The sequence below is a fragment of the Streptomyces marokkonensis genome (genome assembly GCF_039539045.1).
In the GTDB taxonomy this organism is placed as follows: Bacteria; Actinomycetota; Actinomycetes; order Streptomycetales; family Streptomycetaceae; genus Streptomyces; species Streptomyces marokkonensis.
The window spans coordinates 25736-39447 of record NZ_BAABCQ010000061.1; the positions used below are offsets into that span (position 1 = coordinate 25736).

Annotated in this window: 15 protein-coding genes and 1 tRNA gene; 8 read left to right on the plus strand and 8 right to left on the minus strand. The window is 69.4% G+C overall.

The annotated features are described in order from the left end of the window. The first annotated feature begins 5 nt into the window (after positions 1-5). Positions 6-956 (plus strand): PLP-dependent cysteine synthase family protein, encoded by a 951-nt coding sequence (locus tag ABEA26_RS17220; RefSeq protein ID WP_345593293.1) that lies wholly within the window; start codon positions 6-8, stop codon positions 954-956. 4 nt (positions 957-960) lie between these two features. Here ABEA26_RS17220 and ABEA26_RS17225 read toward each other — a convergent pair whose 3' ends face one another. The 3 genes from ABEA26_RS17225 to ABEA26_RS17235 all read right to left on the minus strand — a co-directional run bounded on the left by ABEA26_RS17225 (position 961) and on the right by ABEA26_RS17235 (position 3817). After that, entirely contained in the window at positions 961-1428 is a 468-nt protein-coding gene (locus tag ABEA26_RS17225) for a type II toxin-antitoxin system PemK/MazF family toxin (protein ID WP_345593294.1), read from the minus strand. A gap of 291 nt (positions 1429-1719) precedes the next feature. Then, positions 1720-3048, minus strand: coding sequence for a hypothetical protein (locus ABEA26_RS17230; RefSeq protein ID WP_345593295.1), 1329 nt, complete (start codon positions 3046-3048; stop codon positions 1720-1722). A gap of 10 nt (positions 3049-3058) precedes the next feature. Beyond that, a complete protein-coding gene (locus tag ABEA26_RS17235; RefSeq protein ID WP_345593296.1) occupies positions 3059-3817 on the minus strand; it encodes a hypothetical protein in 759 nt (252 codons plus the stop codon). Positions 3818-3877: 60 nt separating this feature from the next. On the opposite strand from ABEA26_RS17235, the gene ABEA26_RS17240 reads away from it, so the two are divergent. Beyond that, positions 3878-4708 carry a glycosyltransferase family 2 protein gene (locus tag ABEA26_RS17240; RefSeq protein WP_345593310.1) on the plus strand — a complete coding sequence of 277 codons (831 nt, stop codon included), beginning with the start codon at positions 3878-3880 and terminating at the stop codon, positions 4706-4708. A 5-nt stretch (positions 4709-4713) separates the two neighbouring features. Here the strand turns inward: ABEA26_RS17240 and ABEA26_RS17245 are convergent, their stop codons facing one another. Next, positions 4714-4992 (minus strand): NAD-dependent epimerase/dehydratase family protein, encoded by a 279-nt coding sequence (locus tag ABEA26_RS17245; protein WP_345593297.1) that lies wholly within the window; start codon positions 4990-4992, stop codon positions 4714-4716. Between ABEA26_RS17245 and ABEA26_RS17250 the strand changes: the two genes are divergently transcribed. Then, a complete protein-coding gene (locus tag ABEA26_RS17250; protein WP_345593298.1) occupies positions 4955-5950 on the plus strand; it encodes an NsdA family TPR-like regulatory protein in 996 nt (331 codons plus the stop codon). The two genes, ABEA26_RS17245 and ABEA26_RS17250, sit on opposite strands and share 38 nt — an antisense overlap. A 306-nt stretch (positions 5951-6256) precedes the next feature. Beyond that, positions 6257-7009, plus strand: coding sequence for an MBL fold metallo-hydrolase (locus ABEA26_RS17255; RefSeq protein ID WP_345593299.1), 753 nt, complete (start codon positions 6257-6259; stop codon positions 7007-7009). A gap of 103 nt (positions 7010-7112) precedes the next feature. Here the strand turns inward: ABEA26_RS17255 and ABEA26_RS17260 are convergent, their stop codons facing one another. Both ABEA26_RS17260 and ABEA26_RS17265 read right to left on the minus strand, forming a co-directional pair. Next, positions 7113-8363, minus strand: coding sequence for a PTS transporter subunit EIIC (locus ABEA26_RS17260; protein WP_345593300.1), 1251 nt, complete (start codon positions 8361-8363; stop codon positions 7113-7115). A 263-nt stretch (positions 8364-8626) separates the two neighbouring features. Beyond that, positions 8627-9922 (minus strand): PTS transporter subunit EIIC, encoded by a 1296-nt coding sequence (locus ABEA26_RS17265; protein ID WP_345593301.1) that lies wholly within the window; start codon positions 9920-9922, stop codon positions 8627-8629. A 170-nt stretch (positions 9923-10092) separates the two neighbouring features. Here ABEA26_RS17265 and ABEA26_RS17270 point away from each other — a divergent pair, with 170 nt between their 5' ends. The 4 genes from ABEA26_RS17270 (at position 10093) to rdgB (ending at position 12428) form a co-directional block, all read left to right on the plus strand. Then, on the plus strand, positions 10093-10326 hold the full coding sequence (locus ABEA26_RS17270) for a PTS sugar transporter subunit IIB (protein WP_064728108.1): 234 nt from the start codon (positions 10093-10095) through the stop codon (positions 10324-10326). A gap of 97 nt (positions 10327-10423) precedes the next feature. Further along, a complete protein-coding gene (gene rph / locus ABEA26_RS17275; protein WP_345593303.1) occupies positions 10424-11164 on the plus strand; it encodes a ribonuclease PH in 741 nt (246 codons plus the stop codon). Between the two features lie 206 nt (positions 11165-11370). Continuing rightward, the gene (locus tag ABEA26_RS17280; RefSeq protein WP_345593304.1) at positions 11371-11778 is read left to right on the plus strand and encodes a hypothetical protein; all 408 of its coding nucleotides are present in this window, start codon (positions 11371-11373) and stop codon (positions 11776-11778) included. Positions 11779-11825: 47 nt separating this feature from the next. Then, entirely contained in the window at positions 11826-12428 is a 603-nt protein-coding gene (rdgB, locus tag ABEA26_RS17285) for an RdgB/HAM1 family non-canonical purine NTP pyrophosphatase (protein ID WP_345593306.1), read from the plus strand. 42 nt (positions 12429-12470) lie between these two features. Here the strand turns inward: rdgB and ABEA26_RS17290 are convergent. Both ABEA26_RS17290 and ABEA26_RS17295 read right to left on the minus strand, forming a co-directional pair. After that, positions 12471-12555: transfer RNA gene (locus tag ABEA26_RS17290), tRNA-Leu, on the minus strand. Between the two features lie 53 nt (positions 12556-12608). Beyond that, on the minus strand, positions 12609-13631 hold the full coding sequence (locus ABEA26_RS17295; RefSeq protein ID WP_345593308.1) for an HNH endonuclease family protein: 1023 nt from the start codon (positions 13629-13631) through the stop codon (positions 12609-12611). Between the last annotated feature and the right edge of the window lie 81 nt (positions 13632-13712).

Below are 13712 nucleotides of genomic sequence, written 5' to 3' on the forward strand. Positions count from 1 at the left end.
CGGCGATGCGCTACGACACCCCGCTGGCCGCGGTGGGCAACACCCCCCTGGTGCGCCTGCCGCGGCTGTCGCCCTCCGACGACGTCCGCATCTGGGCCAAACTGGAGGACCGCAACCCCACCGGCTCGGTCAAGGACCGCCCCGCGCTCCACATGATCGAACAGGCGGAGAAGAACGGCCGCCTCACTCCGGGCTGCACCATCCTCGAGCCGACCAGCGGCAACACCGGCATCTCACTCGCCATGGCCGCCAAGCTCAAGGGCTACCGCATCGTCTGCGTCATGCCCGAGAACACCTCCCAGGAGCGCCGCGACCTCCTCGCCATGTGGGGCGCGGAAATCGTCTCCTCCCCGGCCGCGGGCGGCTCCAACACCGCCGTACGGGTCGCCAAGGAACTCTCCGCCGAGCACCCCGACTGGGTGATGCTCTACCAGTACGGCAACCCCGACAACGCCGGCGCCCACTACGCCGGCACCGGCCCCGAGATCCTCGCCGACCTGCCCTCCATCACCCACTTCGTGGCCGGCCTCGGCACCACCGGCACCCTCATGGGCGTCGGCCGCTACCTGCGCGAGAACAAACCCGACGTCAAGATCGTCGCCGCCGAACCACGCTACGACGACCTGGTCTACGGCCTGCGCAACCTCGACGAGGGCTTCGTACCCGAGCTGTACGACGCCTCCGTCCTCACCACCCGCTTCTCGGTCGGCTCGGCGGACGCCGTGACCCGCACCCGGGAACTCCTCCAGCAGGAGGGCATCTTCGCCGGCGTCTCCACCGGCGCCGCCCTGCACGCGGCGATCGGCGTCGGCAGGAAGGCGGTGAAGGCCGGCGAGAGCGCGGACATCGCCTTCGTCGTCGCCGACGGCGGCTGGAAGTACCTCTCCACCGGCGTCTACACGGCGGCCACCACCGAAGAGGCCATCGAGACCCTCCAGGGCCAGCTCTGGGCCTGACGCCTCACCGGGCGAGGTGACGAACCCGATCCCACAGGGCCGGTTCCACCTCGCCCACCCGGCGCCGGAAGTCCTTCACCGGCACCTCCCGCAACTCGCCGGTCTCCAGGAAACTCGTCCGCCCCCGCGCGTCCCCGACCGAGCCCGGCGGCAACATGATCACCCCGGCCCGCTCGTCCCGGTAACGGCTGGTGATCTTCACGACCAGCACCCGCCGACCGCGCACCGAGATCACCAGACACGGCCGGTCCTTCGCACCCGCCCCGTCCTCGTACGGCACCCGCGCCCACCAGATCTCCGCGGGCCGCGGCCGCGCCGCCCGCCCCCGCGGACCCGTGGGCCGACCCGGCGGACGCCGGGCGCCACCCGGTCGAGGAGGCCGCCGCCCCCGCCCCCAGCCGTCCACGACCGTGGCGACGAGCGCGAGCACCACCACCGCCGCGAAGGCGAACCACCACCAGGACGTGTCCATACCGACGACCGTACCGGCGCACACCACCACCCCGCGCTCCCTGGATGGCCCCGCAAAACTTCGAGCGGAGTTCGCGCCTAAATCGGAGGCAGCAGAAGCCGCTGCGCTCGCCGAGGAACGCCGCCTCGCCGCTCGTACCATTGCCGAAGCGCGCTCTCCTGGCCTGCGCCGTCGGTCCCGGCGGCAACGTGCCCGGAACATCGAACAGCTGGCCGCTGTCCACGGTGCACGAACATCGGCGAAGCAGTCCGGCGGGGTGGGCGGGCCTGGTAACGGCGTCGGACGATCAGTTCAGGTGACGGCCGGATGCCCGGCGGCCTTGCCCGTGGCGTCCCGGCGCATGGCGGTCATGCCCAGGTCCGCCAGGCGGGGCACGAAGGCGACGTCGAGTTCGTCGACCGGGTGAAGCAGGCCTCGCTCGCAGGTCTCCGCCAGCCACACCGCGCAGTCTGCGGCGGGATAGGAGGGGTTGACACCGATCTCGCCCTTGGGGAGGAACCCGTTGAACGGCGTCGCGATCTGGTGGCTGTTCCAGTAGTTCCATGCCCGAAGGGCCTTGGCCTGCTCGAAGGCGAGGTAGAGCTGCGGATAGCGCTGAAGGATCCGCATCTCGCGGAAGAGCGTCTGCCCCAGCAGGGACGGCGCGGTCCGGGTGAGGCCGTCGAAGTCCTGGTCGCGGAAGCTGAAGGAGGTCGCGTCCTGGCCGGATTCGACGGCCAGAGCGGTGAACAGGTGGGAGAGGCGGCCCCTGGTGTACTGCGCTGCTCCGGGCGCGAGACGGGGCTCGATGCCAACGATCAGGTCGTGCAGGCGCTGGTGCCCCGGGTGGAAGCGGGACAGGTCGAACAGCTTGTCCATGCCGCTGACCGCGGAGAACGCCAGGCGCTTGTAGAGATGGTTGTTCATCTCGCCGGCAGCTGCGTACGTCTTGGTCTCCGCGCTGGTGGAGTGGAGCATCAGGTACTCCGACAGCACTTCGAAGTACACGTAACCCAGGAACGGCAGGTCCTGGGCGGCGGCGGCGAGCTGGTCCACGAACGTTCCCGGCGGAGTCCGGCGTCCGGTGGCGTTGGCCAGGATCACGTCAAGGAAGGGGGCGGCCACGCGGATCTGGTGCAGCGCCTTCCCGCGAAGCTGGGCGTCTTCGGCCTCGGTGAGGAAGCTGCGGTGATCCAGGTAGGTGTGCAGGTGGACGCGGCCGAGCCGCAGGTAGTCGATGCCCATGGCCGGTACCGGGGCGGTGGGCGTGATCTCGATCATCAGAGTGCGAGTGTGCGGCTTGGTCTGCAGCAGGTAGCCGCCGAGGTTGTGCGGACGCAGGCCGGCGGAGGTCGGAGTCAGGGGCGCGCAGTACAGCGCGGCGAGCAGGCACCCGGAAGAGGCGTACAGCTGGCCGCTGGCGCGGATGGCGTTTAGCGCCGTCGTGGTGTGCATCAGATGGATCGGGCGGCCGTCGGCGAGGGCGCGGGTCATGGCGTTGTGGGCCAGCAGCCGGCCGCCGGGAGTGTCGTGCTGCAGTCGGCGGCGCCAGTCCGCCTCGCTCTCGGCGCACCCGGCAGCCACCGGCCGGGTGCGGGTGCTGGTGTGGTCGGTGTGGGCGTCGTCGAGGTCGGTGTCCACGGGAGGTCTCCTACTGGCCGAGGGTGAGGCTATGGCGGGCGCCGGTGAGGGCATGGTGGTGGGTGGCTCCGTCGAGACCGGCCTGCTCGCTGCGTAGGACGAGGGCAAACGCGGCCGGGGGCAGCCAGTCGGGCACCGGGATCCGCAGCCGGGTCGTGTCCGGCCACCACCGCTTCAGCGGCAGGCGGTAGCGGTCCAGGCAGTCGGCCGCCTTGAGGACGTCGACGAGGTGCGGGGCGTGCCGGTAGGCGCGCTCCTGGCGTGCGGTGAAGCGGTCGTAGGGCACGTCGTGCACGGCGATTGCTTGTGCCGCCCGGTGCAGCAAGGGAGCCGGAACCTCGTGCTCCAGGGCGCGAGTGACTGTGTCGGCGTGATGCCGGAACCACGCCGCGGCGCGCCGCCCGTGACCGGGGTCCGCCCGGTCGTCGTTCCGTCGGCAGTCGTGGACCGCCCCGGCGGCGCACACCGCTGCGACGGCGTCCCGGTCGAACCCGTACTCCTGGGCCAGGAGCGCGGCGAGCAGGCTGACCCGGGCGTTGTGACGGATGCCGTGGTTGGAATCGGCCTGGCGCTCGATCGCGAACCAGGACCGGGCCGGTACGAGCGTCGGCCCCAGGCGTGGGAAGCTGGGCGCGGCATCGAAGTTCACTGGTCGGTTGTCCGCGATCCACCTGAGTGTCACCTGGTCCATCGGCTGGTGGGCGGGCAGTCGGCGTTCAGCGGCGAGTTCATACAGGCAGGCGGGGCCGGGCAGAGTCCGATCGGTCATGGAGTCCTTCAGACAGATGGGTACGAAACAGGCGTGAAGCTGGGCGTGGCGATCCTGACGATGGGCACGCGGCCCAAGGAGCTGGCCAAGCTGCTGGCCTCGGTCCGGGCACAGACGGCTCCGGCGGCCCGAACCGTGGTGGTGGCCAACGGGTGCGCGATGCCCGATCTGCCGCCGTGGGTGGAGACGGTGCAGCTGGCGGAGAACCTAGGAGTGACCGGCGGCCGCAACGCCGCCCTGGAGCACCTCGAGGACATGGACCTGGTGCTGGACCTGGACGACGACGGCCTGCTGGTCTCCGACGACGTCTTCGCCACGATCACCACGCTGTACGAGGCAGACCCCCAGCTGGGGATCGTCGGCTTCCGCATCGCGGACGAGACCGGGGCAACCCAGCGCCGCCACGTCCCTCGCCTGCGGGCCGGTGATCCGATGCGCGGCGGACTGGTGACCGGCTTCCTCGGCGGGGCCCACGTACTGTCCACGAAGATGCTGGCCCAGGTCGGCCACTGGCCGGACGCCTTCTTCTTCGCGCACGAGGAGACCGACATGGCCTGGCGGGCGATCGACGCCGGCTGGCGGGTGCGCTACGAGCCGCAGTTGCTGCTCCAGCACCCGCGTACCTCCCCGGCCCGGCACGCGTTCTTCTACCAGGTCAATGCCCGCAACCGGGTCTACCTGGCGCGTCGGCACCTGCCGGCGGTGCTGGTGCCCGTCTACTTGGGAGTGTGGGTGACCTTGACGCTGGCCCGCACCCGCAGCGTCGCCGGGCTGCGGGCCTGGTTCGGTGGGTTCGCCGAGGGCTGGCGCACCCCGGGCGGGCCTCGCCGGCCGATGCGCTGGCGCACCGTGTTCACCCTGGCCCGCCTCGGCCGGCCTCCCGTGGTCTGAGCACCTCACGCGGCCCGGGCCTCAGTGTGCAGCCACGCCGGGATCGCCTCGGGGGTCCGCTCCAACCACTTCAGATAACGGCGGATGCCGTTCTCGATGCCCAGCTGCGGAGCCCAGCCCAGCACCTGGCGCATACGGGTGATGTCGGCGCAGGCGCCGAGCGGGTCGCCCTGCGGCCGGGGGGTCTCGACGATCCCGGCGCCCGGGCAGTGACGGCCTACCAGGTCGGCGACCTGCCGGATGGAGGTGGCGCGGCAATCCTTCCTGGTACTCAGCAGCAGCACCCTCATCGAGGTCGCCGCCGACTGGGCCAGCATCGAGCCCCGCCACCTGGCGCAGGCCCTTGACGGGCAGAGCATCGACGCAGAACTCCTGACGTGGCTGGAGCAGCGCTCCGGCGAGCTGCGAGCCCTTGCCGCCGGACCGCACCCGCAGGTCTCCGGCCTCATCGACGCCCACCTGAACACCGCCATCGACCTCATCACCCAGGACCGCTACACCGCGGAAGCCGGCCGCCGCCTCCACGCCGTGGCCGCCGACCTCGCACACTGCGCCGCATGGCTGCGCTTCGACGCAGACCGGCACGCCGACGCCCAACGCCACTGGCAGGCCGCCGTCCACGCCGCCCACCAAGCCGGGGACCGCGACCTGGCCGCCGTCGCCCTGTCCGATCTCGCCTACCAGGCCACCTGGCTGTCCAGGCCCGCCGATGCGGTCCGAGTCCTGGAGCACGCCCGCTCCCGCACCCGGACACCGGCGGCCCGCTCCCTGCTCGACGTACGCCGCGCACGAGCCTGCGCCGTACTCCAGGACCGCCAGGGGACCCAGCACGCGCTGACGTCCGCCGAGACCGAACTGGAACGCGTCCGCGCACGGGACACACCCCCCGTGGTCTCCTGGATGTCGATGGCGGACGTAAACGCCGACGCCGGACGGTGCTGGCTCGACCTCGGCGACCCGGGCCGCGCCGACGCCGCCATCGGCGAAGGACTTGACGAACTCGATCCACGCCGCTCCCGCACCAGAGCGGTGTTCCTGACCTACCGGGCCGAAGGCTTACTCCACAACCGAGACGCCTCTGCTGCCGCGGCCGACGCCCGCGCCGCTCTCGACACTGCCCTCGACTCAGGAGCCGCCCGCTGCGTCGACCTCGTCTTCGCCCTCATCCGTCGGCTGGACAACCGGACCGAGCAGCCGATGGTCGAGCTACGCGAGTACGCCCGGGAACGACTTCTCGGATGAGTAAGCGGCAGTAGAGCACTGCGCCCCCAGAGGGGCATGACCCAGCCGAGACCGGACCAGAGGTATCGGCAGGGCCACTCGTGAGGCTGTCGAGGAGTTCCCGACTGCGGCGGCGTGAGCGCCCCCGATGCCGCCCTCGGACCTTCGTCGAACGGCTGAACGGCGGGTAACCCGGATGGCAGCGCCTGCAGGTGAGTTCGCCCACAACAGCCCCTGGTAGAGGAGCGACCAAAGGTTTTGCGCCTTACGCTCGACAAACCGCACGACCCCCGTCTCTCCACACGCGCCAGCGGAGGTTTCTGCTTCATGAAGCTCACCGTCGTCGGCTGCTCGGGGTCGTTCCCGTCCGCGGAATCGGCCTGCTCGAGCTACCTCGTCGAGGCCGATGGCTTCCGGCTGCTCCTCGACATGGGCAACGGAGCCCTCGGCGAGCTGCAGCGCCACTGCGGTCTCTACGACCTCGACGCGATCTTCCTCAGCCACCTGCACGCCGACCACTGCATCGACATGTGCGCCTACTTCGTGGCGCGCTACTACCGGCACGACGGCGGCCGCTGCGACCCCCTCCCGGTCTACGGACCCGAGGGCACCGAGCACCGGCTCACCACCGCCTACGCCGACACCCCCTCGGCCTCGTCCATGAGCGAGGTCTTCGACTTCCACACGGTCAAGCCGTCCACCTTCGAGGTCGGCCCCTTCACCGTGCACACCGAACGCGTCGCCCACCCCGTGGAGGCCTACGCCATCCGCGTCGAGCACGGCGGCAGGTCGCTGACCTACTCCGGCGACACGGGCGTCACCCCCACCCTGGACGAACTCGCCCGCGACACCGACCTGTTCCTGTGCGAGGCCGCCTTCACGCACGGCAAGGAGAACATCCCCGACCTCCACCTCAACGGCCGCCAGGCGGGCGAGAGCGCCACCCGCGCCGGCGCCCGGCGCCTGGTCCTCACCCACATCCCCCCGTGGACCGACCCCCAGGTCAACCTCGCCGACGCGCGCGAGGTCTACGACGGCCCGTCGGAGGTCGCCGCACCGGGCGCGGTGTACGAGATCTAGGACGCGCAGGACGCGCAGGACGCGCAGGACGCGTACGCGGGCATGACGAAGGCCCCGGAACCTTCCCGGTTCCGGGGCCTTCGTCATGCCGTACGGCGGGGACTCACGCCTTCGTGAGGTCCTCGACCTCCTCCTCGGGCTCGCGGCCCGGGGTCTTCAGGTTGAACTTGATGATCGCGAAGCGGAACGTCACGTAGTAGATCGCCGCGAACACCAGACCGATCGGGATGATCAGCCATGGCTTGGTGGCCAGATGCCAGTTCAGGGCGTAGTCGATGGCACCGGCCGAGAAGTTGAAGCCGGCGTGCACCCCCAGGCCCCAGGTGAGCGCCATCGAGATGGCGGTGAGCACCGCGTGCAGCACGTACAGGACCGGCGCGATGAACATGAACGAGAACTCGATCGGCTCGGTCACACCGGTGACGAACGAGGTCGCGGCCAGGGAGACCATCATGCCCATCACGGCCTTGCGGCGCTCCGGGCGGGCACAGTGCGCGATGGCGATCGCGGCGGCCGGCAGACCGAACATCATGATCGGGAAGAAGCCCGACTGGAAGATACCGGCGGACGGGTCACCGGCCAGGAAGCGGGTGATGTCACCGTGCACGATCTCACCGGCGGAGTTCGTGAAGTCGCCGAGCTGGAACCAGGCCACGGTGTTGACGAACTGGTGCATGCCGACCGGGATCAGCGCCCGGTTCACGCCGCCGAACAGGGCCGCGCCACCGGCGCCGAGGCCGGTCATCCACTCACCGAAGTTGGAGATGCCGGTACCGATGGGCTCCCAGACCAGACCGAAGAAGACACCGACCACGATGCCGACGAAGGCCATGATGATCGGCACCAGCCGGCGGCCGTTGAAGAAGCCGAGCCAGTCCACCAGCTTGGTGCGATGGAACCGCTGCCACAGAACGGCGGAGAGCAGACCCATGATGATGCCGCCCAGGACACCCGGGTCGTTGTACGTCGCCGCGACGTCCGCGCCCTCCTGGACCACCGCCTCGGTGACCGGGAAGGCCTCCAGGACCTTGCTGTAGACGAGGAAGCCGACCACCGCGGCCAGCGCGGTCGAACCGTCCGCCTTCTTGGCGAAGCCGATGGCCACGCCTATGCAGAACAGGATCGGCAGCGAGCCGGTCAGAGCACCGCCCGCGTTGTTGAAGACGGCGGCGACCCGGTCCCAGCCCAGGCCGTCCTTGCCGAAGATGTCGTCCTGGCCGAGCCGGACCATGATGCCCGCCGCCGGCAGCACGGCGATCGGGAGCTGCAGGCTGCGGCCGACCTTCTGCAAACCCTGGAAAAGACCAGAACCCCGCTTCTTCGCGGGGGCCGCCTTGTCGGTGGCGGTGCTCATACTTCCTCCATCGGGTGGTGGTCTACACCACTCAGTGGTGTAGACCTGTTGTAGCACGATGAAGGCCGCGTAAGGAACCCGTGATTCCCGGGCCGGTCCGCCACGCCCGCACCCGATCAGAACCGCGCACGCACCCGCGCACGCACGAGTGCGCACCCGCGCCCGCACGCACCCGCGCGAGGGCGCGCCGAAGGCCCCCGGACCAACGGTCCGGGGGCCTTCGTAAGACCACGGTCAAAGAGTACGTGAGCGGCACATGAGGTCTACACCTTCGTGACGTCCTCCACCTCGTCCTCCGGCTCCCGCCCCGGCGTCTTCAGATCGAACCTCGTGATCGCGAACCGGAAGACGACGTAGTACACCACCGCGAAACACAGACCGATCGGAATGATCAGCCACGGCCGGGTCGCCAGGTTCCAGTTGATGACGTAGTCGATCAGCCCCGCCGAGAAACTGAACCCGTCCTTCACACCCAGCCCCCACGTCACCGCCATCGACACACCCGTCAGCACCGCGTGCACCACGTACAGCACCGGCGCGATGAACAGGAACGAGTACTCCAGCGGCTCCGTGATCCCCGTCACGAACGACGTCAACGCCAACGACAGCATCAGACCACCGACCTCCTTGCGCCGGTGCGGCTTCGCGCAGTGCGTGATCGCCAACGCCGCCGCGGGCAGCGCGAACATCATGATCGGGAAGAAGCCCGAGGTGAACTGGCCCGCGTCGGGATCACCCGCCAGGAACATGTTGATGTCACCGTGCACCACCGTGCCGTCCGGATTCGTGTAACTGCCGAACTGGAACCACATCGGCACGTTCAGGAACTGATGCAGCCCGATCACCAGCAACGCCCGGTTCGCCAGCCCGAACACGCCCGCGCCCCACGCGCCGATCCCGGTCATCCAGTCGCTGAAACCCTCCAGCGCGTCACCGATCGGCGGCCACACCCACAGACACAGCGCCGCGAACAGGATCGCCACGAACGCCATGATGATCGGCACCAGCCGGCGCCCGTTGAAGAACCCGAGCCAGTCCACCAGCCTCGTCCGATGGAACCGCTGCCAGAAGTACGCCGTCAGCAACCCCATCACGATGCCGCCGAACACCCCCGGATTCTGGAAGACGAACGCGGTCACCTCCCCCGAACCGTCCGTCACCCGGCAGCCGACCTGCGGCACCGCCTGGGACCCCTCCGGACAGTCCTCCGGAAACTGCCGCAGCACGTTGAAGTAGACGAGGAACCCCGCCACCGCCGCCAACGCCGTCGAACCGTCGGCCTTCTTCGCCATCCCGATGGCCACACCCACACAGAACAGCAGTGGCAGCCCCAACGAACTGTCGAGCAGCGCACCACCCGCGCCCGTCATCACCTTCGAGATGTTCGACCAGCCGAGACCGTCGTCCCCGAACACATCCGGCTGCCCCAGCCGGTTGAGAATGCCGGCGGCGGGCAGGACAGCGATGGGCAACTGGAGACTGCGACCCATCTTCTGCAACCCTTGGAACGCCGTGTTCCAACGGGCGCGAGCGGGACTGGCCGCGCTGTCGGCACTCATCCGGTCTCCATCCGGTCTCGATCAGGTCGCCGGTACACTGGTGTAGACCAGTTGACTGACGGCTCCGCCGTCGTGACGCCATCATTCGTGACAGACCGCACAGATGGCTCGCGAAGATGGGCCAACTGTGGGTTACTGCGACAAAGCGGCTCGGATCAGGGAGAACGAACATGGCCAGCAAGGCTGAGAAGATCGTCGCCGGCCTCGGCGGCATCGAGAACATCGACGAGATCGAAGGCTGCATCACCCGACTCCGCACCGAGGTCAACGACCCCGCGCTGGTCAACGAAGCCGCCCTCAAGGCCGCCGGTGCCCACGGCGTCGTCAAGATGGGCACCGCCATCCAGGTCGTCATCGGCACCGACGCCGACCCGATCGCCGCCGAGATCGAAGACATGATGTAACGCCTGATGTAACGACGCGCAGCACACGCGCGCGGCGCAGAGGGGCCCCTCCCACCACGGGAGGGGCCCCTCACGCACGCCCGCTAGGCTCACCCGCATGTCACGAATCGACGGCCGCACCCCCCAACAGCTCCGCCCCGTCACCATCGAACGCGGCTGGACCAAACACGCCGAAGGCTCCGTCCTCGTCTCCTTCGGCGACACCAAAGTCCTCTGCAACGCCTCCGTCACCGAAGGCGTCCCCCGCTGGCGCAAGGGCAGTGGCGAAGGCTGGGTCACCGCCGAATACGCCATGCTCCCCCGAGCCACCAACACCCGCGGCGACCGCGAGTCCGTCAAGGGGCGCATCGGCGGCCGCACCCACGAGATCAGCCGCCTCATCGGCCGCTCCCTGCGCGCCGTCATCGACTACAAGGCACTCGGCGAGAACACCATCGTCCTGGACTGCGACGTCCTCCAGGCCGACGGCGGCACCCGCACCGCCGCCATCACCGGCGCCTACGTCGCCCTCGCCGACGCCATCACCTGGGCCCAGACCACCAAGAAGCTGATCAAGCCCAGCCGCAAGCCCCTCACCGGCACCGTCGCCGCCGTCTCCGTCGGCATCGTCGACGGCACCCCCCTCCTCGACCTCCCCTACGAGGAGGACGTCCGAGCCGAGACCGACATGAACGTCGTCTGCACCGGCGACGGCCGCTTCGTCGAGGTCCAGGGCACCGCCGAGGCCGCCCCCTTCGACCGCGACGAACTCAACGCCCTCCTCGACCTCGCCGCCGCCGGCTGCGCCGAACTGGCCGAACTCCAGCGCAAGGCCCTCGGCACGGTCCTCGAAAGGTAAAGAGGGCGCCAAAGGCAGACCAAGGGCCACCAAGGGCGCATCAGGAAAAGGCGGCCCGCACACGCAACTCCGCCGCCCACCCCGGCGTCACTAGCAGTACGAGCACGAGCACTACGGGCGTACGGCCGACGCACCCGCCGTACGCCCGACGCCGCACCGCCACACACGGGCCGCCCGGCCCTGTCCCAAGGGGAGGACCGACACCCATGGCCGCGAGCCGCCACCGACGCCTTCGTCGCACCGCCACCGCCGCCGCCACCCTGGCGGCCATCGCCCTGACGACCGGCCTCACCACCGGCTGCGACGCCGTCGACAAGGCGCTCGACTGCGTCCAGACCGCCGACGCCATCGCCGACAGCGTCACCGCGCTCCAGCAGGCCGTGGAGAACGCGGCCAACGACCCGACGCAACTCGAGGAATCCCTCACCTCCATAGACAAGAACCTCGACAAGATCGGCGACCAGTCCGACAACGCGGACGTCAACCAGGCCGTCGAAGACCTCGGCAAGGCCGTCGGCAACGTCCGCACCTCCGTCGAGGACGGCGACAACACCCCCGACCTCAGCCCCGTCACCGACGCGGCGGGCGAACTGACGAAGGTCTGCACGCCATAGGGGGAGCGGGTGCGCGGAGACCGGCGGACGCCCGGGATACTGAACCCATGACCCGCCTGATCCTCGCCACCCGCAACGCCGGAAAGATCACCGAACTGAGGGCCATCCTCGCCGACGCGGGCCTGCCCCACGACCTCGTCGGCGCGGACGCCTACCCTCAGATCCCCGACGTCAAGGAAACCGGCGTCACCTTCGCCGAGAACGCCCTCCTCAAGGCGCACGCCCTGGCCCGCGCCACCGGCCTCCCCGCCGTCGCCGACGACTCCGGCCTCTGCGTCGACGTCCTGAACGGCGCCCCCGGCATCTTCTCCGCCCGCTGGTCCGGCACCCACGGCGACGACCAGGCCAACCTCGACCTCCTCCTCGCCCAGCTCTCCGACATCGCGGACGAGCACCGGGGCGCGTACTTCGCGTGCGCCGCGGCCCTGGCCCTGCCCGACGGCACGGAACGGGTCGTCGAGGGCCAACTGCCGGGCACCCTGCGCCACACCCCCGCCGGCACGGGCGGCTTCGGCTACGACCCGATCCTCCAGCCGGAGGGCGAGACCCGCACCTGCGCGGAACTGACGGCGGCGGAGAAGAACGCGATCAGCCACCGGGGGAAGGCGTTCAGGGCGCTGGTGCCGGTGGTGCGGGAATTGTTGGGGTGAGTGACGGCAGAGGGGCCGCCTGTTGAGCGGCCCCTCTGTGCGTGCGGCCGGTGGGACTCGAACCCACACGGGTGTGAACCCACTGGGACCTAAACCCAGCATGACTGCCAAATTCCATCACGGCCGCTCAAAAACGGTCATCGTGCTCGACCGGCGGCATTCAGTGTACGGGGCCACGGGTCACCCTGCGAGGGGCGTCCTACCCTTCCGGCGACACCAGGTCTCCGTCAGGGCGTGGCAGTTGGGACAGAGATACCGCAGGTTCTCTCTACGATTGTCTCGCCAGCTCCCATTGACATGATCGATCTGCAGGGTGATGGGTTGACCGAGCCACGCACCGGTGTTGCCGCAGGTCTCGCAGGCGTACGGCACTCCGATCTCACCCAGGGCTTTGTGTAGTTGAGCCCTGTTCGTTCGCCCTGCATGAGAGGGGAGGATGATCAGTACCCGGTGAGCGGTAGGTGTTGGGGCTGGCGGCTCAGCTCGCCCCCAGGGCCTACGCTCGAAGTGATTCGTGTCGAGACCCAGACGCGCAGCCGCGCGTCGGACGCGTCGATGGTTGACGTCATTGACCTCCAGGCCGAGGTTACGCATGACGTCGGCGTAGCTCTTGGAGCGCGGTACGAGGTCGCGGAGCTGCTCTTCGGAAATGTGCAGGCGTCGGTGCGAAAAGTGACTTGTATCGATCTCTTGGGTGCTCATCATGCGGCGCAGCGTGGCGCGCGAACGGCTGTCGTCCGGCACACCCAGTGCACGTGCGACGCCGCGCACGCTGGTAGCTGCTGCTGCGGCTGCACGCAGTTCATCTGTAGTGAAGGGCAGATCGGGCTCGGGCTGGTTGAGGCCGGGGAAGTGGCTGATATCGATTCCTGCGGCGCTGATGCGGCGCCGGATGTGGGACAGGGTTCCGGTGGCCGGGGTCGCTCCCAGCTTCAATGCCACCTCCCGCAGCGATGTCGCCGAGGCGGTGGCCTCGGCGATGGCCGCGTCGGGGTACTTGCGCCATGGGCTGCGCTTGACGAAGTGACTCGTGTCCAGCCCGTGGCCTGCGACCTTTTCCTGGAGAACCTTTCGCTGACCGCCACTCGCCTTGAGGCCGAGTCGTCGTATCAGGTCTGTCCAGTTGCGGGCCGCGGCGACAGCGTGTGCCAGTCGGTCCCTGTCGTAAGTGCCCGATTGCGTGGGCTCTGGAGTCTCCGGCATCCTGTCCGCCCCTCTGTCCCCGGCCGCGCGTTCGCGGTCTCGTACGGAGTAACGAACCGTTTATCGGACGGTCACGCACGA